The sequence below is a fragment of the Micromonospora sp. CNZ303 genome (assembly GCF_004345505.1).
Genome location: NZ_SLVT01000020.1, coordinates 22,611 through 49,188 on the forward strand (window position 1 = coordinate 22,611; position 26,578 = coordinate 49,188).

The 26,578-nt window shown below is 74.1% G+C and carries 21 protein-coding genes; 10 read left to right on the forward strand and 11 right to left on the reverse strand.

The annotated features are described in order from the left end of the window. The first annotated feature begins 343 nt into the window (after positions 1 to 343). Positions 344 to 1,405, forward strand: coding sequence for a LacI family DNA-binding transcriptional regulator (locus tag EV374_RS26015; RefSeq protein WP_132239787.1), 1,062 nt, complete (start codon positions 344 to 346; stop codon positions 1,403 to 1,405). Here the strand turns inward: EV374_RS26015 and EV374_RS26020 are convergent. From EV374_RS26020 to EV374_RS26050, 7 genes are read right to left on the reverse strand one after another with little or no spacing between them, the layout of a single operon-like run. Next, entirely contained in the window at positions 1,398 to 2,093 is a 696-nt protein-coding gene (locus tag EV374_RS26020) for a putative N-acetylmannosamine-6-phosphate 2-epimerase (protein WP_132239788.1), read from the reverse strand. The genes EV374_RS26015 and EV374_RS26020 overlap by 8 nt on opposite strands. Continuing rightward, positions 2,090 to 3,049, reverse strand: a complete 960-nt coding sequence (locus tag EV374_RS26025) for an ROK family protein (RefSeq protein ID WP_132239789.1) — start codon at positions 3,047 to 3,049, stop codon at positions 2,090 to 2,092. Before EV374_RS26025 ends, EV374_RS26020 begins: the two co-directional genes overlap by 4 nt. Further along, entirely contained in the window at positions 3,046 to 3,888 is an 843-nt protein-coding gene (locus EV374_RS26030) for a carbohydrate ABC transporter permease (protein ID WP_132239790.1), read from the reverse strand. Before EV374_RS26030 ends, EV374_RS26025 begins: the two co-directional genes overlap by 4 nt. Then, positions 3,878 to 4,825, reverse strand: coding sequence for a carbohydrate ABC transporter permease (locus EV374_RS26035; RefSeq protein WP_132239791.1), 948 nt, complete (start codon positions 4,823 to 4,825; stop codon positions 3,878 to 3,880). Before EV374_RS26035 ends, EV374_RS26030 begins: the two co-directional genes overlap by 11 nt. 12 nt (positions 4,826 to 4,837) lie before the next feature. Then, positions 4,838 to 6,121, reverse strand: a complete 1,284-nt coding sequence (locus EV374_RS26040; protein WP_132239792.1) for an ABC transporter substrate-binding protein — start codon at positions 6,119 to 6,121, stop codon at positions 4,838 to 4,840. 23 nt (positions 6,122 to 6,144) lie between these two features. After that, a complete protein-coding gene (locus EV374_RS26045; RefSeq protein ID WP_132239793.1) occupies positions 6,145 to 7,740 on the reverse strand; it encodes an FAD-dependent oxidoreductase in 1,596 nt (531 codons plus the stop codon). Between the two features lie 59 nt (positions 7,741 to 7,799). Next, entirely contained in the window at positions 7,800 to 8,825 is a 1,026-nt protein-coding gene (locus tag EV374_RS26050; protein ID WP_132239794.1) for a LacI family DNA-binding transcriptional regulator, read from the reverse strand. 495 nt (positions 8,826 to 9,320) lie between these two features. Here EV374_RS26050 and EV374_RS26055 point away from each other — a divergent pair, with 495 nt between their 5' ends. The 5 genes from EV374_RS26055 (at position 9,321) to EV374_RS26075 (ending at position 15,785) form a co-directional block, all read left to right on the forward strand. After that, the gene (locus EV374_RS26055) at positions 9,321 to 10,679 is read left to right on the forward strand and encodes a glycoside hydrolase family protein (protein ID WP_207914569.1); all 1,359 of its coding nucleotides are present in this window, start codon (positions 9,321 to 9,323) and stop codon (positions 10,677 to 10,679) included. A 168-nt stretch (positions 10,680 to 10,847) separates the two neighbouring features. Then, positions 10,848 to 11,675 (forward strand): DUF72 domain-containing protein, encoded by an 828-nt coding sequence (locus tag EV374_RS26060; protein WP_207914575.1) that lies wholly within the window; start codon positions 10,848 to 10,850, stop codon positions 11,673 to 11,675. Positions 11,676 to 11,814: 139 nt separating this feature from the next. Further along, positions 11,815 to 13,041 (forward strand): peptidoglycan DD-metalloendopeptidase family protein, encoded by a 1,227-nt coding sequence (locus EV374_RS26065; protein WP_132239796.1) that lies wholly within the window; start codon positions 11,815 to 11,817, stop codon positions 13,039 to 13,041. 361 nt (positions 13,042 to 13,402) lie between these two features. Next, positions 13,403 to 14,563 carry an epoxide hydrolase family protein gene (locus EV374_RS26070; protein WP_132239797.1) on the forward strand — a complete coding sequence of 387 codons (1,161 nt, stop codon included), beginning with the start codon at positions 13,403 to 13,405 and terminating at the stop codon, positions 14,561 to 14,563. A 130-nt stretch (positions 14,564 to 14,693) separates the two neighbouring features. Next, on the forward strand, positions 14,694 to 15,785 hold the full coding sequence (locus EV374_RS26075) for a hypothetical protein (RefSeq protein ID WP_132239798.1): 1,092 nt from the start codon (positions 14,694 to 14,696) through the stop codon (positions 15,783 to 15,785). On the opposite strand, the gene EV374_RS26080 is transcribed toward EV374_RS26075, so the two are convergent. Beyond that, positions 15,769 to 16,512 carry an N-acetyltransferase gene (locus EV374_RS26080; RefSeq protein ID WP_132239799.1) on the reverse strand — a complete coding sequence of 248 codons (744 nt, stop codon included), beginning with the start codon at positions 16,510 to 16,512 and terminating at the stop codon, positions 15,769 to 15,771. The genes EV374_RS26075 and EV374_RS26080 overlap by 17 nt on opposite strands. A gap of 481 nt (positions 16,513 to 16,993) precedes the next feature. Here EV374_RS26080 and EV374_RS26085 point away from each other — a divergent pair, with 481 nt between their 5' ends. Further along, the gene (locus EV374_RS26085) at positions 16,994 to 17,329 is read left to right on the forward strand and encodes a TraR/DksA C4-type zinc finger protein (RefSeq protein WP_207914571.1); all 336 of its coding nucleotides are present in this window, start codon (positions 16,994 to 16,996) and stop codon (positions 17,327 to 17,329) included. A 129-nt stretch (positions 17,330 to 17,458) separates the two neighbouring features. Here EV374_RS26085 and EV374_RS26090 read toward each other — a convergent pair whose 3' ends face one another. Next, on the reverse strand, positions 17,459 to 17,731 hold the full coding sequence (locus EV374_RS26090) for a GlsB/YeaQ/YmgE family stress response membrane protein (RefSeq protein WP_132239801.1): 273 nt from the start codon (positions 17,729 to 17,731) through the stop codon (positions 17,459 to 17,461). Positions 17,732 to 17,919: 188 nt separating this feature from the next. Next, positions 17,920 to 19,182, reverse strand: a complete 1,263-nt coding sequence (locus EV374_RS26095) for an FAD-dependent oxidoreductase (protein WP_132239802.1) — start codon at positions 19,180 to 19,182, stop codon at positions 17,920 to 17,922. A 135-nt stretch (positions 19,183 to 19,317) separates the two neighbouring features. On the opposite strand from EV374_RS26095, the gene EV374_RS26100 reads away from it, so the two are divergent. Continuing rightward, positions 19,318 to 20,880: a PucR family transcriptional regulator gene (locus EV374_RS26100; RefSeq protein WP_132239803.1), complete on the forward strand. Its 1,563-nt coding sequence runs from the start codon at positions 19,318 to 19,320 to the stop codon at positions 20,878 to 20,880. Between the two features lie 56 nt (positions 20,881 to 20,936). Here EV374_RS26100 and recD2 read toward each other — a convergent pair whose 3' ends face one another. Continuing rightward, on the reverse strand, positions 20,937 to 23,141 hold the full coding sequence (gene recD2 / locus EV374_RS26105; RefSeq protein ID WP_132239804.1) for an SF1B family DNA helicase RecD2: 2,205 nt from the start codon (positions 23,139 to 23,141) through the stop codon (positions 20,937 to 20,939). Between the two features lie 134 nt (positions 23,142 to 23,275). On the opposite strand from recD2, the gene EV374_RS26110 reads away from it, so the two are divergent. Together EV374_RS26110 and EV374_RS26115 are read left to right on the forward strand one after the other, a co-directional pair. Further along, on the forward strand, positions 23,276 to 23,737 hold the full coding sequence (locus EV374_RS26110) for a hypothetical protein (protein WP_132239805.1): 462 nt from the start codon (positions 23,276 to 23,278) through the stop codon (positions 23,735 to 23,737). Then, entirely contained in the window at positions 23,734 to 26,574 is a 2,841-nt protein-coding gene (locus tag EV374_RS26115) for a M48 family metalloprotease (RefSeq protein ID WP_132239806.1), read from the forward strand. Before EV374_RS26110 ends, EV374_RS26115 begins: the two co-directional genes overlap by 4 nt. The last annotated feature ends 4 nt before the right edge of the window (positions 26,575 to 26,578 follow it).

Sequence of the window (26,578 nt, forward strand, 5' to 3'; positions counted from 1 at the left end):
CCGACCCGTGCCCGGCCCGCTGAGGGTCGGCGGCCGGCTGCCCGCCGGGGTGGAGCTTGGATCATCGGTACGCCTTTCCTGCCCCTGTCGGGACCGGTCGGCGACCATGTGGTCATGCGCATAACCAGAATGTTTCCGCAGGCCCGAGCTGTCAAGAGCCGGGCCGCCAGAATATGGAACCCCCGCGTAACATTGACTTGCGGCGGCCGGTGGGTTGATCATTCACGGCAGCCCGCTCCCGGGACGTCGCCGTGTGCGATCGTGTGGTCATGCGCATGACCAGCCGGGGCGACGGCGCGGGAGCGGGCCCCCGGCGAGCGGCCGGGACACGGAGGTGACAAGGATGCCAGGCACCAACGGACGGGCCACCCAGGCCGACGTCGCCCGGCTCGCCGGGGTCAGCCAGGCGACCGTGTCACTGATCCTCAAGGGAAGCGACACGGGTCGCCGCCGCGTCGGTGAGCAGACCCGTCAACGCGTGCTCGACGCCATCCGGATGACCGGGTACGTCGCGAACCCGGCCGCCCAACGCCTGGCCGGGGGACGCACCCGGATCATCGGCGTCTTCACCTACGAGCCGGTCTTTCCGCGCGACAGCCGGGACTTCTACCACCCGTTCCTGGTGGGGGTCGAGGCGCAGGCCGAGGAGCTCGACTGCGACCTGCTCTTCTTCACCAGCACCCCGTCCCGGCAGGGGCGGCGCCTGCTCGGCGACGGTTCCCGCCGGCTCGGCGTCGCCGACGGCTGCGTCCTGCTCGGACGCCACGACGACAAGCGTGACCTGGCGGACCTGCTCGGCCGCGACTTCCCGTTCGCCTTCATCGGCCGACGGGAGTCCGACGCCGGCATCGTGCCGTACGTCGGAGCCGACTACGTGACCGCCACCCGCGAGGTGGTCGAGCGGCTCTTCGCCCTCGGCCACGAACGCGTCGGCTTCCTCGGCGACCTCCGCCGGGACGAGCCGTCGGCCGACCGCGCGCAGGGCTACCAGCAGGCGGTACGCGCCGCCCGCAGCCGCCCGGTCGTGCTGGACGGCGCCGGGTTGACCGGCGGCGAGGCACTCGACCTGCTCGACGACAACGGGCTCACCGCGGCGGTCGTCTGGCCGTCCGGGCTGGCCCCGCGGATCCGGGCGGCGGCGCTGGCCCGGGGGATGTCCGTTCCCGGGGACCTGTCGCTGGCCCAGCTCGGCGACGCCGAGGACGGCAGTCCCGGTGACATCGACTGGACCGGTTTCCGGATCCCCCGGGAGCAGATGGGCGCGGGGGCGGTGCGGCTGCTCTTCGAACAGCTGGTCGGTCCCGCGCCGAGCGCCGACGCCCTGCAACGCAGCCTGCCCTGCGCCGTCGTGCCCGGGACCACCGCCGCGGCGCCGCGGCGCACCCGCCCCCGCGCCGTCAGGTGAGCCGGGCGCCCGCCGGGGTGGCCGGCGCCAGGCGACGGGTGAGCCACAGCGGCGAGGTGACCGCGTTGCCCATCACCACCGAGTGGGCGCCCGCCGCGAACGCCTGCCCGATCTGCTCGGCGCTGCGGTAGCGGCCCTCGGCGATCACGGGGACCGGCAGCAGGTCGGCGAGCCGGGCCACCAGCGTCAGGTCCGGCCCGTCGGTCGGCGGGCTGGCCGGGGTGTAGCCGGAGAGGGTGGTCGCGACGGCGTCCGCACCGGCCCGCACGGCGGCCACGCCCTCCTCGACGGTGGAAACGTCGGCGAGGACCAGCGCGTCGCTCCGCTCGTGGACCGCCCGGACCGTGTCGGCGAAGCTGCGCCCGTCCGGACGGGGACGGTCGGTGGCGTCGACCGCGACGATGTGCGCCCCGGCCGCGGCCACGTCGAGCGCGTGCGCCGCCGTCGGGGTGATGAAGACCCCTTCGACGCCCTGCTTGTGCAGCCCGATGACCGGCACGTCGACGGCGGCGCGGATGGCCCGGACGTCGGCGGTGCCGTTGGCCCGGACGGCGACCGCGCCGCCCCGTACCACCGCCGCGGCCACCCGGGCCTGCACGTACGGGTCGCGCATCGGGTCGTCCGGGTCGTCGAGCACCGGCTGGCAGGAGACCACGAGGCCGCCGGCCAGCTCGTCGAACACGCTCACGTTCTCGTCCTCTCGTCGGTGACCACGGCGGAGCTGCCAGCCGCCTGTCGGCCGGGGCCCGGGAGGCCCGCCAGCCGGGCGGCGCCCACGACGACCGCGTCCGCGCCGAGCGCCGCCGGGAGCAGGGCCACATCCGCCCAGGCCGCGGGCAGTTCGGCGGTGAAGGCGGCGCGGGCGCCGGGGAACAGGGCGTCGGCCGCCCCGCCCGCGAGCACCACCGCCTGCGGATCGAGCAGGGCGACCAGCCCCGCGAGCGCCCGGCCGAGGGCCGTGGCGGCGCGGTCCACCACCTCCCGGGCGACCGGTTCACCGGCCGCCGCCCGCTCGGCCACGGCCCGCCCGGTGATCCGCTCACCGGTCTCGAGGGCGTACGCGCCGGACAGTCCCGTGCCCGAGGCGATGCCCTCCAGGTGCCCGTACCGGCCGCACCCGCAGCGCAGCCGCTCGGCGCCGGGAGCCGGGAGGTGCCCCACCTCGCCGGCGCCGCCCCGGGCGCCGGTGGAGATCCGGCCGTGCTGGAGCATCGCGCCCCCCAGGCCCGTGCCGACCGCGACCAGCACCAGGTCCCGCCGGTCCCGGCCCGCGCCGACCCAGCTCTCGCCGAGCGCGGCGGCGTTCACGTCGTTGGTGACCCGGACCGGCCGGGCCAGCCGCGCGGCCAACTCGTCGGCGACCGGCGTGCCGGCCCAGCCGGGCAGGCTGTCGGTGGCGTACCGGATGGTGCCGGTGGTCGGATCGACCGTGCCGGCGGTGCCCACGCCGACCGGGCCGGCGCCGCCCGCGTCGAGCAGTTCCCGGACGAGCCGCGCGGCGGTGTCCAGCACCGCCGCCGGCCCCGACCCGGCAGGGGTGGGCGCCAGGCGACGCCCGAGCACCCGCCCGTCTCCTCCGACCAGCGCCGCCGCCGTCTTGGTGCCGCCGATGTCGAGGCCCACCAGGGCCGCCGGCACCGTCATCCCTTGAGCCCGGTGTGCGCCAGGCCCTCGACGAACTGCTTTTGCGCGATGACGAAGACCACCAGGACCGGTAGCGCGGTCATCGACGCCGCGGCGAGCTGGACGTTCCACATCGGACCGCCGTAGGCGTCGACGAACTGGGTGAGCGCCTGCGGCAGGGTGAACTTCTCCGGCGAGGAGAGGAACACGATCGGTTCCAGGTAGAGGTTCCAGCTGTGCAGGAAGGTGAAGATGGCGACCGCGCCCAGCGCGGGCCGGGACAGCGGCAGGGCGATCTTCCAGAAGGTGGCGAACCGCCCCAGCCCGTCCACCCGGGCCGCCTCCTCCAACTCGCCGGGGAGGCTGATGAAGAACTGCCGCATGATGAAGGTCGCCAGCACGCTCGGCGCGCCGAGGATCGGCACCAGGATCAGCGGCCAGTGGGTGTCGACCAGGCCCAGCTTGAAGAACATCTGGAACAGCGGCACGATCGTCACCTCGCTCGGGATGAGCAGGCCGGCGAGGATCACCAGGAAGAGCACGTTCTGGCCGCGGAAGCGGATCCGGGCGAAGGCGTACCCGGCTAGCGCCGCCACCGCCAGGGTGCCGACGGTGACCACCAGCGCGATGTAGAGGCTGTTCAGGTACTGCTGGCCGAACGGCTGCAACTCGAACACCCGCCGGTACGCGTCCAGCTCCGCGTCGACCGGCAGCAGCTTCGGCGGGAAGGCGAAGATGTCCGCCACCGGCTTCAGCGACGAGGTGACCATCCACCAGGTCGGGAAGACGAACGGGACCGCCAGGACCATCAGCACCCCGTAGAGCACCAGCTTGGTCCGGCGCGACAGCTCACGACTCATGGTGGACCCACCTCTTACGCATCTGCCACTGGAGCACGGTGAGCGCGAGCACGATGACGAACAGGACGATCGACAGGGTGGCGCCGTAACCGAAGTGGTGGAACTGGAACGCCTGCTGGTACAGGTAGTAGACGAGCACCGTGGTCGAGGTGCCGGGGCCGCCCTGGGTGAGCACCGCGATCTGCGCGAAGACCTGCAACGAGCCGACCACCGTGATGATCGACGTGAGCAGGATGGTCGGGCTGATCATCGGTACGGTGATCCGCCAGAACTGGCGCAGCCGGCTCGCCCCGTCCACCTCGGCGGCCTCGTACAGCTCGGCCGGCACGCCCTGGAGCGCGGCCAGGAAGAGCACCATGTTCAGGCCGACGTTCTTGAACACCTGCACCACGACGACCGAGAACATGGCGGTGCCCTCACCGCGCAGCCAGTTCGGCCCGTCCACGCCGACGGTGTCGAGCAGGCCGTTCACGCCGCCGTTGTCCTGCAGCAGGAATCCCCACACGATGGTCCAGGCGACCAGCGAGACGACCACGGGGGAGAAGAACAGGGTGCGGAACACGATGGTCCCGCGCAGCTTCTGGTTGAGCAGTACGGCGAGCAGCAGGGCCAGGCCGAGGTTGAACACCACCAGCCCGACCGAGAACAGACCGGTGGCCCGCAGCACCGAGCCGAGGTTGGTGTCGTCGGCGAGGTTCGCGTAGTTCTCGGTGCCGACGAACTCGAACGTGCCGGCCAGCACGTTCCACTCGTGCAGGCTGTACCAGACCACCAGGATCAGCGGCAGGATCACGAAGATGACGCTGCCGAGCAGTTGGGGAGCGATGAACAGGTAACCGGTGAGCTGGTCGCGGCGGCGGCTGGTCCAGTACGGCCGCGACCGGTCCCGGGTGGGCGGGGCCTCGACCCCGCCCACCGTCGTGTCCGTCTGGGACATGGTCAGGCTGCCCTACTTCGCCAGCAGCGGCTGGATCTTGGTGCAGACACCCTCGAGGACGGCCTTGACGTCCGCGTCGGCCTTCCAGAGCGGGTCGAGCCCGGCGCGCACCTGCTGGCTCAGCTCGGCCTGCCCGGCGTGACTGGGCTTGACCACGCCGTTGGTGATGCCGTCGATGACGACCTTCTGCAACTGCTCGGGCTTGAGCGTCGGGTTCGTCTTGGCCAGCGTCTCCGCGGTGAGCTGCGACTGGCGCGGCGGCGGGAAGAACTGGGCCAGCTTGGCCGAGTTGGTGGGGTTCGTCAGGAAGGCGAGGAAGTCCGCCGCCGCATCCGCGTGCTTGCTCTTCTTCATCACGCCGACGCCGGCCTGGCCGACCACCGAGTAGTTGCCCTTCGGCCCGGCCGGCAGCGGCACCAGGTCCCAGCCGAAGCCGTCCGGCTTCAGCAGCGAGGCGCGGGAGATCTGGGTGACCGTCATGGCGGCGTCACCGGCGAAGAAGTCGGCGGTCGTACCCGGGCCGGGCAGCGCCTTGCCGGTGAAGATCGCCTTGTGCAGGGTGGTCATCGCCTCGACCATCTCCGGGGCGGCGAAGCCGCAGGACTTGCCGTCCTCGCTCCACGCCTGGGCGCCCCACCCCGTCCAGAGGGTCGACAGGTTGTCCCAGCCCTTGTAGTCGAAGTCGCGGATGACCAGCCCGGCCTTACCGCTCGACGCGGCGGTGGCGCCGGCGACGGTCAGCGCGGTGTCCCAGTTCCACTGCCCGGCCGCGATCAGCTCGGCCGGGGTCTTCTGCCCGGCCTTCTTGAGCATGTCGGTGTTGACGAAGACGCCGAACGGCGAGGTGGAGAACGGGTACGCGTACAGCTTGCCCCCGTCCTGCCAGAGCTTGAGGGTGGCGGGGGAGATGTCGTCGTACTGGTAGCCCTCGGTCTTCTTGAGCTTCTCGTCCAGCGGCAGCAGCGCGCCGGAGGCGACGAAGTCGGGGGCCGAGTTCTCGAACACCCAGGCCAGGTCGGGCGCGTTGCCGCCGGCGATCTGGGTCGTCAGCGTCGTGGTGTAGTTCTCGAACGGCAGCGGGTCGAACTTGATGGACGCGACGTCCGGGTGGCTCTTGCGGTACTCGTCGGCGATCTCGTTGAACAGCTTGAGGTGCGCCTCGTTGGCCGACCAGACGGTCATCCGCAGGTTGGCCGGACCCTTGTCCGCGGCGTCGTCACCGCCGCCGCAGGCGGACAGCGCGAGGACGCCGGCCAGTGTCGCCGCGACACCGCGCACAGCCTTTCCCAATCTCATGATCTTCTCCTCTTCGGGGGTGTTCAGTAGCCCGCGACCTGGGGCCAGCGCAGTTCCACGCCGGCCGCCGAGAGGCGGTCCTGGAAGTCGGCCAGCAGGCGGGGGGTGCCGCGGACCGCGCGCGGGGACTCGCCCCGGGCCAGACAGAAGTCGGCGAGCAGGCCGGCGACCTCGCCGACGTTCCACTCGACCGGGTGCAGCCGGTAGCTGCCGTTGGTGATGTGGGTGGTGCCGATGTTCTTGCCGGCCGGGAGCAGGTTCTCGACCCGCTGCGGGATCAGCGCGCCCAACGGGATCTCGAACGGGCACGACCCGACGTCGATGTAGTTGTCGCCGCCGGTGGAGGGGTGCAGGTCGATGCGGTACATGCCGACGCCGATCGAGTCCGGGTAGGCGACCGCGCCGTGCTCGCCGCGCACGGCCAGCGACAGGTCCTGCTCGACGACCGTGTACTCGGCCCGGATGCGGCGCGACTCCCGGATGTAGGGCGCCTGCGCCAGGCCGTCGCGGCTGCCGGTCACGTCGCCGCGCAGGCGCAGGCCGGGGAAGCCGGTCCCGCCGTCCGGCCGGGGCGCCTCGGTCTGCATCCAGTAGAGCACCGAGTACGACAGCTCGCGGGCCTTGCTCAGGTGCCACGACGCGTTCGGCACGTCGATGACCGGTCCCTCGAAGTAGTCGATCATCGGCCAGTTCACCAGCGTGATGTCGCTGTCGTACGCGCCGTCGGTGAAGTTGCGCCGGGCGGCGATGCGCCGGAACGTCCAGAGGTTGCCGTCGCCGGGGTTGAGCCGCTGGTCGGCGTTGACGGCCAGCGGGTCGTCGTCCGGGTTGGGCGTGAAGCTGCGCTCCACGATCTCCAGGGTGCGCGGGTGCGGCGACCGCCAGGACAGCAGCCGGTCGCCCCAGAAGTCGGGCTTGTAGTCGCGCCAGAAGTCGTAGTTCGCCGGCCGCTCGATGGTGTGGTCGCCGTCGACGTGGTCGAGCGCGAAGCAGACGGAGACGGCCTGCATGTTCATCGGCTGTGCCTCGGCCGGCGCGCTGGGCTCGCCGGTGTCGGCCTGCGACTCGAAGCCGGTGACGTACTCGGTGCCGGTCAGCGGCAGCAGCTCGCCGGTCTCCGTCGCGTCCAGGATGTACGGCGCGACGAGGTCGATCCGCTCGTCCCGGTCGCGGTGCGCGACGGTCACCCCGACCACCCGGTCCCCGTCGGTCTCCGCGGCGACCGGCCGGTACGGCTGGAGCACGGTCAGCCGGCCGGAGCCGAGGAAGGGCGCCAGCATCTGCTCGATGACGGCGACGGCCACCCGGGGCTCGTGGCAGACCCGGCTCACCCAGCCGGCTCCCGGGTTGAGGTCGGTCCAGGCCCGCGACCGCTCGGTGAGCGGGTAGTGCCGGCGGTAGTAGTCGCGGATCCCGGTGCGCAGGGCCCGGTAGCTCGCGGTGGCGCCGAACTGTTCGATCCAGGAGTGCTCGTCCGGCGGGACGGCCTGGCTGGTGAGCTGCCCGCCGAGCCAGTCGAACTCCTCGGTCAGGATGACCGACCGGCCGGCCCGGGCCGCGGCGAGCGCCGCCGCCACCCCGCCCAGCCCGCCCCCGACGACGAGGACGTCCGCACGCATCTGTACCACTTGCTTCCTTCCGGTTGCACGGTCACCGCGAAGCCGCGGTCGACCGCCGATCAGGGGGCGCCGAGGGTGTCGCCCTCGACGAGTTCGCAGGGGAGCAGCCGTTGCTGCACGCCGTCGGCGCTGCCGTCGATGACGCCGGTCAGCACCTCGACGGACTGCCGGCCCATCTCCTCGCGCGGAATCAGGAACCCGGTGAACGCGAGGTCGGTGGGGACCGGGACCGTCGGATCGCCGAGGGTCAGGATCGACAGGGCGCCGGGCACGGTCAGCCCGCGTCGGCGGGTGGCCAGCTCCAGCGCCACGGCGAAGGCGAAGTCCTCCACGAAGGCGACGGTGGTGCCGTCGGCCAGCAGGTCGTCGAGGATCGTGTCGGCGTCCTGGGCGACCGAGCTCAGGTGGCGGGCGTTCTCCGCCGCCGTCGCGGCCTCGGCGAACCCGCGCCGCCGGTCGGCCGAGGACTCCGCGGTGATGTCGGTGCGCAGGTAGGCCAGGCGCCGGTGGCCCCGGGCGAGGGCCAGGCCGACCAGCTCGCGCACCGCCGTGGCGTAGTCGGCGCCGACGTACGGCACCGGGCCGCCGGCGTCGTCGCGACGGCCGACGGCGACGTACGGGAAGCCGTCGCGGTTGAGCCGGTGCAGCTCCGCGGCGTCGATCTCCTGCCCGAGCAGGATGCAGCCGTCGGCGAGGCGGAGCCGGTTGTCCTGGTGGAAGATACGGCGCCGACCGTCGACCACCGGGGCGCTGGTGAACAGCAGCAGGTCGCAGCCGGCCCGTTCCGCGTACTCCTCGATGCCCAGCAGGAAGGGGTGGAAGAAGTCGCGGCTGCCGCTGGGGAAGGCGGGCTCGTAGGTGAAGACGCCGATGATCCGGTTGAACCGTGCGGCGAGCCGGCGGGCGACGGGATCGGCGGCGTACCCGGTCTCCGCGATGGTCCGCAGCACGCGGTCGCGGGTCTCCGGCGCGATGCGGACGTCGGCGTCGGCCCGGTTGTTGAGCACCAGCGACACGGTCGCCTGGCTGACGCCAGCCAGCCGCGCGATGTCACGCTGCGTGACGCGTCGGGGTGTAGAGGGCACCACAGGTCCTTCCGGTGCGGCTAATGCGTATTAGCGCTCGGCGTTGGGGAGGAGCCTGGCGGGCCGACCGGGTTTGTGTCAAGGGGTGGGCGGAGAGATTTCTTGGAGATGAAGTCCCTGGAGTAATGCGGATTAGCTCCGAGCGGCCCGCGCCGCCCGCCGGGCCGGGTGGCTCCCGCCCGAGCCGGTGGGCCGCCCCGCCGAGGCCGGCGGCCGGCCCCTTGACAAGACCCGCCCGGGTCGAGCAACATTCGAGAAGAATTGATGGTAATACGTATTAGCACGCGAACCGGGCGGCCTGCTCACCCTTGCGGTGGCCGGCCGTCTCACGCAGCGTGACTTCGTGCCGCCCTGCGGCGTGCTGCGCGGCGTCCACAGTCGTCACCGGCGTACCCGTCCCCACCTCCTGGACCCCTCCGTCGACGGCCCCGTACGCCGACGGCCCGCCCGGGCGGTGGGGGAGCCCCACCATCCCCCGACAGAGCAGGAACAGCGATGACGAGAGCATCCGTCCGAGTGCCCGGTCGCGCCGCCGTGGCGGCAGCCGGCGCGGGCATGCTGGTGACCGCGCTGGCCGGTGCGGCTCCGGCCGCCGCCGATCCGGCCTTCGACTTCCCGCGCTTCACCTACGCGGGCACCGCGTTCGACAAGAGCGCCCTGACCTACAACCCGACCAACGAGTTCATCTTCCCGAGCGTCATCCGGGCCGCCGACTACTTCCCCAACCCGCTGGGCACCTACTACCTGTACTACGCGCCCCACGAGCGGCCCGGCGGGATCGCCCTGGCGTACGCGGACTCGATCAACGGTCCGTGGACCGAGTACCGGGCCAACCCGCTGATCGGCAACACCTGGCTGCCCCACTACTCCACGGTCAGCCACATCTCCTCCCCGCACGCCATCTGGGTGGAGGGGGAGCGCAAGTTGCTCCTCTACTTCCACGGCGAGAACTCGATCACCCGGTACGCCACCTCCGAGGACGGCATCCACTTCGACTACGGCGGGACGGCGATCAGCCGCGACGACAGCACCGGCGGGGAGACCTCCTACGCCCGGGTGTTCGAGCACGCCGTGCCGCGGCTGGGCGGCCGGTACCTGATGCTCTTCATGGACAACCCGACCGCCGCGCCGCCCGGGCCGACCGGGCCGGTGTCCCGGCGGATCCGCTGGGCGGTCTCCCCGGACGCGCGCACCTGGACGATCCAGCCCGACCCGATCGTGACCCCGCAGGGCATCCAGGGCCCGAACGCCTCCGGCCCGTTCTTCCTGCGCTGGAACGGCCGCAACCTGGTGATCTTCCACGCGGCCGACGGCAACATGCACGCCGTGGACGTCGGCGAGAACTTCGACCGGGAGGTCCACCTCGGCGTCGTGCACGACTCGATGGTGGCCGCGCCCGACCTGGGGCGCTCGGCCGCGCCGACGTTCTACTTCGACGGCCGGACCGCGCACATGTACTACGAGGCCGGCGGGCGGCTCACCGCGACGATCGGCCATGCCGTCGCCACCCTGGACCGGCCGGTGCCCACCCGCGCGGTGGACTGCGTGGTGGACCGGCCGGTGCTGTGGCCGCCGAACCACCAGATGGTCGACGTCACCGTGACGGCGGACCTGCGCGACGGGGTCCTCGGCCCGTACGCGCTCAACCTGACGGCGGTCACCGGCGGCGACGCCGCGGACGTCAGCGGCTTCACCGTCGGCACCCCGGTCACCAGCGGCCGGCTGCGGGCCGAACGCGACGGCGCCGGCGGGGACAGGGTCTACTCCCTGACGTACGCGGGCCACGACGAGATCGGCCGCCCGGTCGGCTGCACCGTGACGGTCACCGTGCCGCACGACCAGGGCCGCGACTGACCGGACCGGGACCGCTGGGCGCCGGCCGTGCCGCACGGGCACGGCCGGCGCCCGTGCCTGGGCTCGCCGCCGGCGGCGCGGCCGGATACCGTACCCGCGGCGCGGGTCACCCCGCGTCGGGCCGTCGAGCGGTGGGAGGATCCGATGCGCCTGCACGTGGGGTGCGCGATGTGGACGCACAAGTCGTGGCAGGGGCGCTTCCTGGCGCATCCGCTGCCGGCCCACGAGCGGCTGCGCGCGTACGCCGGCTGGTGCACGGCGGTCGAGGGGAACACCACCTTCTACGCCACCCCGGCGCGGGAGACGGTCGCCTCCTGGGCGGAGCAGACCGGCCCCGACTTCCGGTTCGTGCCCAAGCTGCCGAAGGTCGTCACGCATGAGCGCCGGCTCACCGGCGCCGACGAGGAACTCCGGGCCTTCCTGCACGCCGTCGAACCCCTCGGCCCACGGGCCCACGCCCTCTGGATCCAGCTGCCGGGCTCGTTCGGCCCGGCCGACGTGCCCGCGCTGGCCCGTTTCCTGCGCGTGCTGCCCACTGCCCACCGGTACGCCGTGGAGGTCCGGCACCCCGCGTTCTTCGACGACCCCCGGGCGGCGCGGACGCTGGAGGAGGCGCTCGCCACCGTCGACGCCGAGTGGGTGCCCTTCGACACGACCGCGTTCTTCCGCACCCCGCCGACCAGCGACGCCGAACGCGAGGCGTGGACCAGGAAGCCGCGCACCCCGCCGCGCACCCGCGCGCTGACCGACCGGCCGATCGTCCGGTACCTCGGCCGGGACGACCCCGCACGTACGGTCGAGGGCTGGCAACCGTGGCTCGACGTGGTGACCGGGTGGCTGCGCGAGGGCCGGTCGCCGACGATCTTCGTGCACACCCCGGACAACGCCGACGCACCGGAGCTCGCCCGCCGGTTCCACGACGAGGTGCGGGCGCGCCTGCCCGAGGTCGAGCCGCTGCCCGAGCCGGAGCCGGTCGGGCCGTCGACGCTGTTCTGAAACGGGACCGCACCGCCCACCGGCCCCGCGCGCCGAAACATACCTTCATTGCCGGCGGGTCAACATGTAGACAATCTTCCTCGTTCTGTCTATCGTCAGCACCACTTAGCGATGTCCTTCGATTTGAAAGAGGTCGTCAATGGTCCAACTCAGACGATGGGCAGGCATCGCCACCGCCCTGCTGGCGACGGAACTCCTGGTCTCGGGCACCGCCGCGCACGCCGCGCCCACCCCGGACCCGGCCCACGTCAGCGTCGAGGACGCCGTCACCGCCAAGCTGCGCGCGCAGGTCCGCGCCACCGAGGCGGAGCACGCCGACAGCCACGAGGGGGAGCACACCGACAGCCCCGCGGCGGAGCACGCCGGAAGCGGCGAGACCCGCGTGACCGTCACCCGCCGCAACGGCCAGTGGGCCTTCGGCACGGCCGTGGCCGTCACCTCCCACGAGAAGGACGTCCACCCGACCGGGGCGATCTTCATCGCCCGTGCCGAGGCCGGCACGTGGCGGGTGAACTTCGACGGCGAGGCCGGGTTCAGCGAGCTGGCCGCCGAGTCGCCCCTGGTGAACAAGCAGGAGAAGCAGGTCTTCCAGCGCACCCCGAGCACCATGCAGGCGGGCGGCGACTACCGGACCGGGATGGCCCTGCCCTTCGCGGTCGGCCAGACGTGGACGCTGACCAGCGGCCCGCACGGCTGGGGCGGCTACGAGACGCCGTACAGCTCGATCGACCTGGCCGGGGGTGACCAGGTGGTCCGCGCGGCGCGGGCCGGCACGGCCTACACGATGTGCACGGGGTGGATCCGGGTGATCCACGACCGGGGCTACTCCACCGACTACTACCACCTGTGGAGCAGCATCTCGGTCAACGGGGCCGCCGTCGGCCAGGGCGCGTACCTGGGCTACACGGGCACCGACGTGACCTGCGGCGGGGCGGCGTACGGCCGGCACGTCCACTTCGGGCTGCGGCAGAACAGCGCCTACGTCTCCATCGCCGGCCACGGCATCGGCAAGTGGGAGTTCGCCAACGGCGCCGCCGCCTACCAGGGCGGCGCGCGGCACGGCTCGGTCTGGGCCGGCGCCGGCGCCGGCCTCTACAACTACGGGGCGTTGGGCTTCAACCAGGCGGTGGTCGACGCCAACGGCGGAGGCTCGGTGAACAAGCGGTCCGGGCCCGGCACCGGTTACGCCGTGCGGGGATCGGTCGGCGACGGCGCCACGGTCACCGTCTCCTGCTCCGCCAACGGCACCTCCCACACCGGGCGGTACGGCACCACCGCGCTGTGGAACCGGCTGAGCGACGGCACCTGGATCTCCGACGCCTACCTGGCGAGCGGGGTGAACGGCCCGATCAACGGCTGGTGCTGACCGGCACTCACCCGAGCGTCGACGCAGGGGCCCCGCCACCTCGGCGGGGCCCCTGCGCCTCGTGGGCGGCCGGGGGCGTGTCGGGCGGGTCAGCCCGGGGCGCCGACGAGGAGGGACCCGTGGCGACTCCACAGCCACCGGAGGTACTGCTGGGGTTCGCCGCATCTTCCGCCCTCGTCCGCATCGGACGACGATACTGCGGGGTCCCGGCGTGACCCCGTAGAGCTCCGACGCGGCGGCCCACCGCGACCGAGCCTGCCGGGTGCCCGCGCGGCAGAGCGCACGGCGGAAGGTGCGCGCCCCCGCGTACGCCGTCAAGGATGTGAATCTCGCGCGAGTCGTGACCCTGGAGGGCGCTGGGATGAAGCCGTTCCGCATCGAGATACCGCAGTCCGACATCGACGACCTGCGCCGACGACTGGCCGACACCCGGTGGCCGCACGAGCCGGGCGCGGACGGCTGGGAACGCGGCGTGCCGCAGTCCTACCTGCGGGAGCTGGCCGACTACTGGGGCAGCGGGTACGACTGGCGGGCGGCCGAAGCGCGGCTGAACGAGTACCCCCAGTTCGTCACGGAGATCGACGGCGCCACGGTGCACTTCCTGCACGTACGGTCCCCGGAGCCGGACGCGACGCCGCTCGTGCTCACCCACGGCTGGCCGGGCAGCTTCCTGGAGTACGTCGACCTCGTCGGGCCGCTGACCGATCCGCGCGCCCACGGGGGCGACCCCGCGGACGCCTTCCACGTGGTGGTCCCGTCTTTGCCCGGGTACGGCTTCTCCGGCCCGCTCACCGGGACCGGCTGGGGCGTGCCGCGCATCGCCGGGGCGTGGGCCGAGCTGATGGACCGGCTCGGTTACGACCGCTACCTGGCGCAGGGCACCGACTTCGGCTCCTGGGTGACGGTCGCGCTCGCGGCGGCGGACGCCGGGCACGCGATCGGGGCGCACGTCAACTTCCTCATCACGCCGCCCCCCGGCGACCCGCGCGAGCTGGGCGCGCTCGACGAGGACACCGGCCGGCGGCTCGCCCGGCTGGCCCGCTTCGTCGACGACGAGTCCGGCTACATGAAGATCCAGGCCACCCGCCCGGTGACGCTCTCGTACGCCCTGACCGACTCCCCGGTCGGGCAGCTCGCGTGGATCGTGGAGAAGTTCAAGGAGTGGACCGACTCCGGCAAGAGCCCCGAGGACGCCGTGGACCGGGACCGCCTGCTCACCAACGTGTCGCTCTACTGGTTCACCCGTACCGCGGGCTCCTCCGCCCAGCTCTACCACGAGACGGCGGACATGCTCCCGGTCAGCGCCGCGCCGCGACAGCAGCCCCCGGTGCCGGTGCCGCTCGGGGTGGCGGTCTTCCCGCACGACCCCTCGCAGCCCGTCCGGGCCTGGGCCGACCAGGCCTTCCCGAACATCGTGCAGTGGACCGAGCACGACCGCGGGGGGCACTTCCCGGGGCTGGAGCAGCCCGGGCTCCTGGTCGACGACATCCGCCGGTTCGCCCGGACCCTCGGAGGGGCCTGAGTCCAGGGTCGCCGGGTCCGGAAGGGCGTCCGGTGGTCCGGGGCGAGGGCCGAACCGCCCCTACGGGTAGCAATGGGAAGTATCGACCGGCACCAGTTTCCTGATCGACCGGCCGGTGGTTGTACGAGGCGTGACGGCAGCCTCGTACTCCATCATGGCGATCCCGGCGTCGGCGCAGCCCGGCTGGCGGATCAGGTGGGCCGAACGCGAGAACGACCGGCGGCGGCGCGCGTACGACGCGCGGTTCGCGGCCTGGCAGCGGCACCACGACCACCTGGTCCGGCTGCGGATCGAGGCGGCCGGGTTCCTCGGCTGCACGCAGCCGCGTGCCGGCCTGCCGGTGATCCTCGACGACGACGAGGTCGTCTACCGGGTGTTGCCGGTCGCGGACCTGGTCGAGGTGGACGCGCGGCACGGCGCCGGGCTGCCCGCCCCGGGCCTGACCGTCGCCACGGACGCCGCCGCCGGGTGCGCGCTGCCGAGGGGCGTGCGGGCCCTCGACACGGGGATGGCCGTCGTGACCAGCCGCCGCGTCGCCTTCGCATCCCGGCGTGGGCGGCGGCACGAGTGGAGGTACACGGACCTGGTGGGGCCGGCGCACCATCCGGCGCTCCCGCTGACCCTGCTGCACGCCACCGACGGACGGCGGCTCGCCGGGCTGCGGGTGCCCGCCGCCGCGACCGTGAACTTCCGCTTCTACCTCACCCTCGCCCACGCCGCCGCCACCGGCGAACGGGCCGCCGTCGCCGCGCAGCTCGAAGCGGTCCTGGCCGCCCACCGGCGGGCGCGGCCGGTGCCACCGCTGCCGGTCCACCCGGATCAGGCCCCGTCGAGCGGGCTGCGCGCCGGCCCTCGCGCGGCCCTCGCCGCCGTCGTCGTCGCGGTGGTGTTCGTGACGCTGACCGCCGTCGGCACGGCCGCGCCGGAGCGCGTCGGCCCGCCGTACCGGGCGGACGAGGGCGCACGGGGCGGCCTGCCCACCGCCGCGCCGCCGACCCCCACCGGCGCGACCGCCCCGGCCGTCCCCGGCGGGCCGGTGGCGCGCAGGACAGGCGCGGCGACGCCGGGGGCCGCAGCGCTGGTGCCACCGGTGCCGTGGCTGGCCTGCCCACGCGGCGAGCCGCGCCCGCGACCGGGTGACGCGTGCGTGCACGTCTCCCCGGGCGGCCCGCGACCGACCCGCGCCCGGACGCCGCGCGACCCGCCTAGAGCCGGTGCCTGACCCAGACGTTGGGCTCGACGTAGACGGCGTGGTCGTGCGCCACGTCGCAGTGCACCGGCACGAGGGCCCCCGGCACGTGGACCGGCCCACTGGCGTCGAACGGCAGGCCCGTCCAGCGACGCCAGTCGGCGAGGGTCCCGGCGATCGTCATGGACCGGGTGGCGACGCGCTCGATGCGTCCCCCAGCCCGGACGTGCACCCGTAGCCAGGGGTCGACCGGCAGGCCGTCCTCGCGGACCTGCGCCGCGTACTGCGCCATCGGCAGTTCGGGCCGGGTGTGCTTGCCGCTCGGCCGGACCGGCGCGACGAGCGTGTCGTAGCCCAGTTCCGCGGCGGCCTTCCGCATGGCGGCCAGCATCACGGCGGACAACCCGGTGCCGCGCCGGTCGGGGCGGATGCAGATCTCCAACGCCGAGACCATGTTCGTGTCGGCGCCGGTCATGCGGTTGACGGTGGCCCGCTGGATCACCCGGTCCCAGCCGCCGTCGGGAAGCTCGGACTCGGTCCAGCGCAACGGCACCGCGTACGCCCGGGCGACCACGCGGGCGGGGTCGGCGGGGTCGACCGCGGCGAACACGAACTCGGGATACAGATCGTGGGCGACGCCGTAGTACACCGTGCCCATCGGGTCCCACAGCATGAACGGCGGCCACGCCCCGTCGAAGTCCTCGTCGAGCGAAGGGCCGAGGCCGGGGCGGTCCGCCAGGCGCACGATGTCGAGGGTCACGGCGGAAACCTAGAGCGCCGGGTCGTCACGCGCACGTCGATTTCGCGGCCTGTGCGGCGGGTCGCGGCCGCCCGGACCGACCCGGCAACCCCACGACAGGGCCCCGGGGCGCCGGGCGCTGGCCGGTACGCGGGCGTCCGGTCTATGGTGGCGCCGTGACCGTCCCCGCCCCCTCCCGGCAGCCCCGCACCGCGGCGTACCAGGAGTTTCCCGCCCCGTCGCGGACGACCGCGACGACGGGGCCGCGGGCCCACCTCGTCGCGGGTGCGATCACCCGTCGCCTCGTCGTGCCGTCGGTCGCCCGCGTCCGCCGGGGCGCCGTCGCGCCGATCGTCGCGCCGCCGACCCGGCGGGCGCCTCGTCAGCGCCGCCCGCCGCCACCCGTGCGAGATCCACAGGACCGGCACCGGCGGGCGGAGCGCATCAGCGCTCCGCCCTTTCTTTTCGTTGCGAGCAGGGAGAAGGACCGATCGTGTACGTCGTGAACAGGCAGGCCGAGCTGGGAGTGCTCCGGATCGTGCTGGAGGAGCAGTACGAGCGGCACAGCATCCAGTTGGTGCTGCTGGACCGGCAGGCCCGACGGATGCGCTCCGACGGCGAGGCGGCCGCCGCGTTGACCGCCGCCACGCGACGGGCCCTGGGCGACATCGCCCGCGCACTGCACTACCTGGAACAGGGCCGCTACGGCACCTGTGGAGGGTGCGACCGCGACATCCCGATCGAGGAACTGGCGCATCGCCCGTCGACCCGGCTCTGCGCCACCTGCCAGCCCGAGCCTCGTCGGCGTACCGGCGACGGCTGCGACTGTCGCCGGTAGGGCCGCCACCTGTCGGCGGAGGCGCGTTCCGTCGAGGGACACGGGCGGCGCGGCGGGTTTCCGGCGCCTCGGCGGACAGGACGGCGCCGGCCCGCCACGAGGGCGGGCCGGCGCCGTGGGACGTGCAGGTCAGCGGATGCGACGGCGACCGTAGGCGCCGGCGGCGACGGCGACACCGATCGCGGCGAAGACGACCTGGAGGGCCAGCTCGATCCAGTCGATCCCCCTGGTGTCGTCGACGCCCAGGGCACCGGCGACGAGGGTGCCGAGGATCGCCGCCACCACACCGATGAGCAGCGTGAGCCAGATCGGGATGTTCTGCTTTCCCGGAACGACCAGGCGGCCCAACGCCCCGATGATCAGGCCGATGATGATGGCAGTGAAGAAACCGGTGACTTCCACGTGGAGCCGTCCTTCCGGGAGAGTTGTCGTCGAGCTGCGGTGTTGCCCCCGCCGGAAGGGCGGCGAAACCACTTCCGGTCACTTCCACAGCTTCTTCATACAACTGTCATGGAGCTGGGTACGAAACGTCATCGGCGTCATCCGCCGCACGCCGCGCCGGCCGCTCCTCGACCCCGGGCGGACGCCCGTCAGCGCAGCGGGTCGAACGGCCGCAGCTCGACGGGCTGCCCACCGCCGGTGATCTGCTCGGCGAGCAGCTCGCCGGTGAGCGGGCCGAGGGTGATGCCCCACATGCCGTGGCCGCCGGCGGCGAAGACGCGCGGTGACCTGGTCCGGCCGATCAGGGGCAGGCCGTCCGGGGTGCAGGGCCGCGAGCCGACCCACTCGTCGGTGCGGGTGTCCAGGTCGGCGCCCCGCAGCAGCGGTCGGGCGGCCTCGGCGATGGCCGAGACGCGGCGCCGGTCCAGCGGCGCCTCGGCGCTGCGGAACTCCATCATGCCGGCGACGCGCAGCCGGTCGCCCAGCGGCGTGCAGGCCACGCGCTGCGCAGGGAAGTAGACCGGGCCGGCCGGCAGGTGCTCGATGGCGACGCTGAAGCTGTAGCCGCGGCCGGCCTGCACGACGGTGCGGACGCCGAATCGCCGGGCCAACTGGCCGAGCCAGGTGCCGGTCGCCAGCACCACCGCGTCGTAGCGCTCGTCGGTGCCCGCGGAGGTCACCACCCGGACACCGGTGGCCTCGTCGCGGACGTCCAGGACGTCCACGCCGGCCCTGACCGCTGCGCCCCGCGCGCGGACCGAGTCGGCCAGGGCGTGCACGTACTGGCCCGGGTTGACGTAGCGCTGGTCGTGCAGGCGGATGGCGGCGCCGATCGTGTCCGACAGCGAGGGCTCCACCTCGCGGGCCTCGGCCCCGGTGAGGACGTCGAACTCGATCCCCTGGCCCGCGGCGTGGATGTGCGCCAGTTCGTCGAGCAGGACCGACCGCTCGGCCTCGGTTCGGTACGCGGCGAGGAACGACTTCGCCTCGTGCGTCGGCGCCGCGACCCCACCGGCGGTCAGCGCGTCGAACGCCTCCAGCGCCCGCCGGTTCATCGGGATGAGGGCCCGCATCGCGCTCTGCCACTTCGACGCCGTGCTGTGCCGCGCGAAGCCGGCCAGGAACCGCAGCAACCGGGCGTCCGCGCGCGGCGGCACGTAGACCGGCGAGGACGGGCTCAGCACGGCGCGCACCCCGTACCGCAGCACCGCCGGCTCCGGCAGGGGAGTGGTGATGCCGGGGGTCAGCCAGCCCGCGTTGCCCCACGACGCGCCCGCCGCGACCCCCGTACGGTCGAGCACGGTGACCCGGACCCCCCGCTCCTGCAGGAACCAGGCGGTGGCCAGCCCGACCATCCCCGCGCCGACGACGGCGACGTGCTGGGGGGCGGGCACTGACTCGACGGGGGACATGGCGTCTTCTCCTTCGGGCGCGACAGGGATCGCGGCCAATCCTGTCCCCACCGGGCCGGCAGGTCATTGTCCGTTCCGGCCAAGGATCGCCCAGGTCATTGGCCCTGCCAGACAAGATCGGGGCAGAATCGCGGCATGCTCACCGTGGCTGGCGTGGTGGACGCGGCCGGCGCCGCGTTGCTCAAGGTCGTCGTCCCCGCCGACGAGGCGGAGGTACGCGACGTGACCCTCGCCGACGACGCCACGACCGGCCAGAGCGGCGACCTCGTCCTCGGCGCGGGCGTCGCGACCCCGGAACAGGCCCTCGCCGTCGTCGCGCGCTGCCAGGAGACCGGGGCGGCCGGCCTGGTGCTCAAGCCTCCGCTGGCCGCGCATCCCGACGTGACGTCGGCTGCCGCCGAACGGCGCCTCACCCTGGTCGAGCTTCAACGTCACGGCTCCTGGGCCCAGCTCGTCTGGCTGCTGCGCGGGATGATCGACCGGGCCGTCGCGCCCGGCTCGCCGGAGACCGGGGAACCCGGCGTCTACGACGAGCTGTTCGCCCTCGCCGACGCGACCGCCGCCGTCGTCGACGCGCCGGTGACGATCGAGGACGCCCAGTCCCGGGTGCTCGCCTACTCGTCGCGCCAGGACCGCACCGACCCGGCGCGCGTGTCGACGATCGTCGGCCGTCGCGCCCCCGGCAACGTGATCGCCCACTTCCGTTCCCGGGGCGTCTTCCGCAAGCTCGCGACGGGCAGCGAGCTGATCTTCGTACCGCAGGGCCCGGACGGGACGTTGCCCCGCCTCGTCGTCCCGATCCGCGCCGGCGGCGAGCTGCTCGGCTCGATCTGGGCCGTCGTCGAGGGCCCGGTGCCGCAGGGGCGGCTGCGCGACCTCCAGGGCACGGCGTCCGTGCTGGCCCTGCACCTGCTCCGCCTGCGCGTCCAGGCCGACGTCGCGCGCCGGGTGTCGGCCGACCGCCTGCGGGCGGTCCTGCGGGGCCCCGGCGGGCTGGGTCGGGAGGAGCTGGCCCTGCCCGAGGGGCCGTGGCGGGTCGTCGCCCTCGGCGGGACGGGGGAGATGGTCGACAACCTCGCCCTGTGGGAGTCGATCACCCGCCGGCACGGCTGGCGCCAGCCGCTGCTCGCGGACGTCGGAGACGTCCTGTTCGCCGTCCTGGTGGACGAGGGAGCCTCGCCCGGTTCGCGGCGGTGGATGGAGAAGCTGATCCACGACGTCGCCGTGCAGGACCCGGGACTGTACGCCGCGTCCGGCGGCGTCGCCCGGAACCTGGCGGACCTGCCGCGCTCGCGCGCCGAGGCGGCGGAGCTGCTCGCGTTGCGCGGTCCGGCCGGGCAGCGGGGCCCGGTGCTGCGGTTCGAGGACCACTGGGCGGAGCTGGTCGTGCACCGGGTGGTCGGCGCCGTGCCGGGCGTCGACCTGCTGCTGGGCGGCCCCCTGCCCGGTCTCGTGGCCCACGACCGGGAGCACGGCACCGACTACGTCGCCACCGTCGCCGCCTGGCTCGACCAGCAGGGCGACCCGCAGCGGGCCGCCCGGCAGCTGCACGTGCACCCCAACACGCTCCGCTACCGGTTGCGTCGCCTCACCGAGATCGTCGCCGTGGATCTCGACTCGCCGCGTACGCGGCTGGCATTGCAGATCCAGCTCGCGGCGCTGCGCCCCACGCCGACCGCGCCCCGTCCGGTGGCGTAGGGGCCGCCCGGCGGGGAGCGGCGGCCCCGGTCCGGCGTGCGGCAGCCGCGCGGCGCTCAGGCGAGGCGGTGGTCGAGGGCGGTGTGGCGACGCCCGGCCCCGACGGTACGGACGGCGGCGGCGAGGGCGCGGCGGGAACCGACCAGGACGACGAGCTTCTTGGCGCGGGTGACGGCGGTGTAGAGCAGGTTGCGTTGCAGCATCATCCAGGCGCTGGTGGTCAGCGGGATGACCACGGCGGGATACTCGGAGCCCTGCGAGCGGTGGATCGTCATGGCGTACGCGTGGGCCAGCTCGTCGAGTTCGTCGAAGTCGTAGTCGATGCTCTCGTCCTCGTCGGTGCGTACCGTCAGGGTCTGCTCGTCCGTGCTCAGAGCGGTGACGATGCCGACGGTGCCGTTGAAGACGCCGGCCTGGCCCTTGTCGTAGTTGTTGCGGATCTGGGTGACCTTGTCGCCGACGCGGAACACCCGTCCGCCCAGGCGGCGCTCGGGTTGCCCCTCACGTGCCGGGGTGAGCCGCTGCTGGAGCAGCGTGTTCAGGGCCGCCGCGCCGGCCGGGCCGCGGTGCATGGGGGTGAGGACCTGGACGTCGCGGCGCGGGTCGAGGCCGAAGCGGGCGGGGATCCGGGCGCAGGCGACGTCGACGGTCAGGGCGGCGGTGGCGTCGGTGTCGTCGCTGGCGAAGAGGAAGAAGTCGCTGAGGCCCTGGAGCAGGGGCGGCCTGCCGGCGTTGATGCGGTGGGCGTTGGTGACGACCCCGGACTCCGCGGCCTGGCGGAAGACCTGCGTCAGCCGGACCCGGGGAACGGCCGGGGCGGCGAGCAGGTCCCGCAGGACCTCGCCGGCGCCGACGGAGGGGAGCTGGTCGACGTCGCCGACGAGCAGCAGGTGCGCGCCGGGCGGGACGGCCTTGACGAGCTTGTTGGCCAGGATCAGGTCGAGCATGGAGGCCTCGTCGACGACGAGGAGATCGACGTCGAGGGGGTTGTCCCGGTCGTGGCTGGCCTCCCCGCCGGGGCGCAGCTGCAACAGCCGGTGCACGGTGGCCGCCGGGTGCCCGGTCAGCTCCGACAGCCGCTTGGCGGCGCGGCCCGTCGGCGCGACGAGGGTGACCTTGGCCTTCTTCGCGGCGGCGAGTTCGACGATCGAGCGTACGGTGAAGCTCTTGCCGCAGCCGGGGCCACCGGTCAGCACGGCGACCCTGGAGGTGAGGGCGAGGCGGACGGCCTGTTCCTGTTCGGGGGCGAGGTCGGTGCCGGTGCGGGCCTTCAACCAGGCCAGCGCCCGGCCCCAGTCGACGCCGGTGAAGTGGGGAAGCCGGTCGGCGCGGTCGCGCAGCAGCCGCAGCAGGGATCCGGCGAGGGACTGCTCGGCGCGGTGGAACGGCACCAGGTAGACCGCCGCCGTCGGCTGGCCGTCCGGCCCGGGAAGCGTCTCGCGGACCACCCCCTCCTCGTCGACGAGCCCGTCCAGGCAGGTGGTGACAAGGTCGGCGGGCACGTCGAGGATCTTGGTGGCGTCGGCGACCAACTGACCGTCGGGCAGGTAGCAGTGCCCGTTGTCGGTGGCCTCGGAGAGCGTGTACTGCAGGCCGGCCTTGACCCGCTGGGGGCTGTCGTGGGGGATCCCGACGGCCTGGGCGATGGTGTCGGCGGTCCTGAAGCCGATGCCCCACACGTCGGCCGCCAGCCGGTACGGCTCGTTCCTGACCACCGTGATGGAGGCGTCGCCGTACTGCTTGAAGATCCGCACGGCCAGGGAGGTGGACACGCCGACGCCCTGGAGGAAGACCATCACCTCCTTGATGGCCTTCTGCTCCTCCCACGCCGCGGTGATCTTCGCGGTGCGCTTCGGTCCCAGGCCGGGCACCTCGACCAGCCGGGCGGGCTCCTCCTCGATCACGCGGAGGGTGTCGAGGCCGAAGTGGGCGACGATCCGCTCGGCGAACACCGGACCGATGCCCTTGACCAGCCCGGAACCCAGGTAACGGCGGATGCCCTGGATCGTGGCCGGTAGGACGGTGGTGTACGAGTGCACCTCGAACTGCCGGCCGTACTGCGGGTGCGACGACCACCGACCGGACAGGCGCAGGCTTTCCCCCGGCTGGGCCCCCAGCAGCGCGCCGACCACCGTGAGCAGGTCGCTGCCGTGGCCGGTGGCCACCCGGGCGACGGTGTAGCCGGTCTCCTCGTTGACGTAGGTCAACCGTTCGAGCACTGCGTCCAGGACGGCCGACGGCGGGCGGGTGGGGGCAGTCACCCGCCCATCCTGCCTCCCGCCGACGCGACGGCGCCCTCGGCCCGGCCCCGCGCACGTGGCGGGTCACCGGATCCTGGTGCCGGAAACCTTACTGTCGGGTCTGCGGGCTGGCGCCGTGGCGGCACGATGGCATCGTGACCGAGCCGCAGAACGTCGCCGCCGATCTGGTCGTGGGCGCTGCCCACGCGGCGGTCCGTCGCATCGCCCCCGAGGAACTACCGGTCTTCGACGAGGTCGCCGCCGACTGGCGACGGCAGCTGTCGAAGGGCCGCGTGAGCTGGTCCGTCCCGCAGGGTGGGGTCGGCTTCGGCATCGACGTCACCCTGGTCACCGAGCTCGCGCTCCAGGTGGTGGCCGCCGCCGTGGGCGAGGTGCTGGTGATAGGCGCCGCGACCGTCCGGGCCGGCCTGCTGCGTCGCCGCCGCCGCGAGCTGCCCGCCCCGCCCGACGCCCGACCGGGGCTGGACCCCGAACAGGTGCGTCGACTGCGGGAGGCGTGCCACCGGCACGCGGTGGCGCTGGGCCTGGACGCCGGCCGGGCGGAACTGCTCGCCGACGCCGCGGTCGGCGCGATGGTCGATCCGCCGGACGCATGACGGGGCCCGGTGCCGGCGGGGCCCACCACGACGGTGGTACGGCCCCGGACCGCACGGTCGGCGGCGACCGAGGTCCCGGAGCCGGCCCACCCGTCCCGCCGGACCGGCTCGGCTGGCTCTACGCACTCGTGCTGGCGTCCCTGGTCAGCGTCGGGATCAGCGCCGGCGGCCTCTACTTCCTCGCCGACCGCTCGCTCTCCCGACCCTGGGCGGCCACCGTCGACGTCTGCACCCGCGCCCATCCGACGGAGGCCGCGGAACAGTCGGCCGCCCGCGACCGCTGCCTGGCCGGGCAGTTCGGTCGACGTGGACTGGTCATGCTCGCCGGGGCGGGGATCGCGCTGGGCGCGGCGGGGGCGCTCGTCCTGGTGCTGCCGCTGGCCGACCGGCGTCGGCTTCGCCGCCGGCTCACCGTGCCGGGCGCGCAGGAACGCTTCGTCGACCTCTGCGACCGCAGCGGGCTGGCGGCGCGTCACCGGCCCCGGCTGGTCGTGGCCGCCCCGCCCGTACGGCAGGCGTACACCACCGGCGGTGTGGTCGGCCGGCCGACGGTGGTGCTCCCGGCGGCCGTCGCGGTGGCCCACGCCGACCCGGCGCGGTTCGACCCCGTGGTCGCGCACGAACTCGCGCACGTCCTCGCCCGGGACGTGGCCTGGGCGTCGGCCGTCCGTGGCCTGATCTGGCTGCCGGTGCCCGCGGTGCTCGCCGCCGGCCTGCTCGAGGTGGCCCTCTTCGGGCTGAACCCGACCTACCTGACGGCGCTCGGCCGGGCGACGGTCGTCGCGGTGTCGACCGCGCTGCTGGCGGCCGGACTGTTGCGGCGACGTGAGCGGGAAGCCGACCGGTACGCCGCCGACGCCGGCCACGCCGGGCACCTGGCCGCGTTGCTCCGCGCCAGGACCGTGGGCACCACGCGACGGGGTCGGCTGCTCGCCCGACATCCGGATCCCGCCGCCCGGGCGGCGGCGCTGAGTCGGCCGGCGGACCCGCCGGGCGGCCTGACCCACGGGCTGGCGGTCGGCGCGGTCGCGATGCTGGCGATGGGCTCCGCCGACGCCCTCGTACGCGACCTCTTCCTGACCGCGTACGCGACCGTCGGCCCGCCCGTCGCGGTCGGTGTCGGCGCCGTCCTGCTGAACCTCGGGCTGCTGCCGGTGCTGTTCCGCCGGGCTGCCGCGGGAGCGGGCGGCTGGTGGCGGCCCGTCGTCGGCGTGGCCGTCGGGTTCGCGGCGACGGCGTTCGTCGCCACCGTGCTGCCGGTTCCGGGCAGCTCGGGCGTGCCGGCCCGGGCGGACGTGCCGGTCGCGATGATCGTCGCCGCGCTGGCGGGGCCCCTGGCCGCGTCGGTGGCCGGGCTCTGCGTGCTGTTGGCGCGACTGGTCGTCGCCTCCCGTCCCGGGTCGGTCGGCTGGCGCTCGGCCACGTACCTGGTCGCGGCGGCCGCCGGTGTCGCGGTCCTCTGGCCGTTGCCGGCGGTGGCGTCCGTGGCGACCGACGGCCACGTGGCCCGCGCCTGGCTGGTCTTCGCGCTGCCCCGCAGCGGTTGGCCGCTGCTCGCGCTGCTGGTCCCGGCGCTGGTCGGCCTGCTGCTGCGCGGGGCCGGGGAGGGGCACCGGCGCCCGCCGCGCCGGTGGGACCGGGGGGTCGTGGCGGCGGTCCTGACCGCCGTGCTGGTCGGTGCGGGCACCGCCGTGTTACGGACCGAACTGTCCCCGCCGGACACCCTGGCCGAGGCGGGCCGGCAGGCCCAACAGCGCTGGCTGCTCTGCGCGCTCACCGGCTGGGCGGTCCTGGTGGTGCTCGCGGTGGGCCGTCGTGCCGGCGTCGGCCGGGCGCTGACCGCGGGCTGGGCGGCCGGCGCGGCGGCGGCGCTGTTGCAGTACCTGCACGCCCTGGTGACCGGACGGGCGGACGGGTGGGACACCGTCGAGGCCCACCTGCTGGCCCCGCTGGTGTGGCTGGGCTACCTCGTCGCGTTCACCCTGCCGTTCCTGCTGTGCCGGCCGGCCGTGGCCGGGCCGCCCCCGTCCTGGCCGGCCCGCGCCAGGGCGCCCGTCGCGGCGGTCGCGGTGCTGGCGGCCCTGCTCGCGGTGGCGGTGCTCGGCCCGGGGATCCCCGGGGCGTACGCCCCGCTTCCGCTGGCGGAGCCGTCCCGCGCCACGGCGCCGTCGACCCCTCCGGGCGTCCCGCCGGTGCCCGACGCCACCCCCGGACCCACGCGGTCCGTTGTGGGGCGACCCGACCCCGGTCGGCCGCTCACCCGCGCGGAGGCCCGCCGGGCGGCGGGTGCGGTCAGGGCAGTGCTGCCACGGGGCTGGCGGGTCCGGCCCGACCGGGATGCGGGCGGCTCCCGGATCGACCCGCCGGCCTGCCGGCCCCTGGCGGAGGACTCCTACCTGGACCGGCTCGGCGCGGTCGAACGGGTCCGGGAGCGGGCCCGATACGCCACGGTGCCCGGGCCCACCGCCACCGCGTCGACCGAGCTGGTGATCGAGATCAGGTCGCACGCCGATCCGGTGCCCGCCTCGGTGCTCGCCGAGGCGGAGTCGGCGCGCCGAGCCTGCCCCCGCTTCACGGCCGGGGGCGCGGGCGGCTCGGCGGTGCGGTTCGCGGTCGACGCGCAGCCGCCACCCGCGCTGGGCGAGCAGTCCTGGCGGGTGGACTACCGGCTCAGCGCGGGCAGCGGGCGGGCCCGGATCACCGGGCAGTCGGCTTTCGTCATCGTCCGGGCGGGGCACAACCTGGTGACCGTCTACGCCAGCGCCTTCGCGGAGCCCTTGGACGAGCGGCTGCTCGACGCGGCGGTCGGGGCCGCGGTGGCGGGACTGAACGGCTGACCGA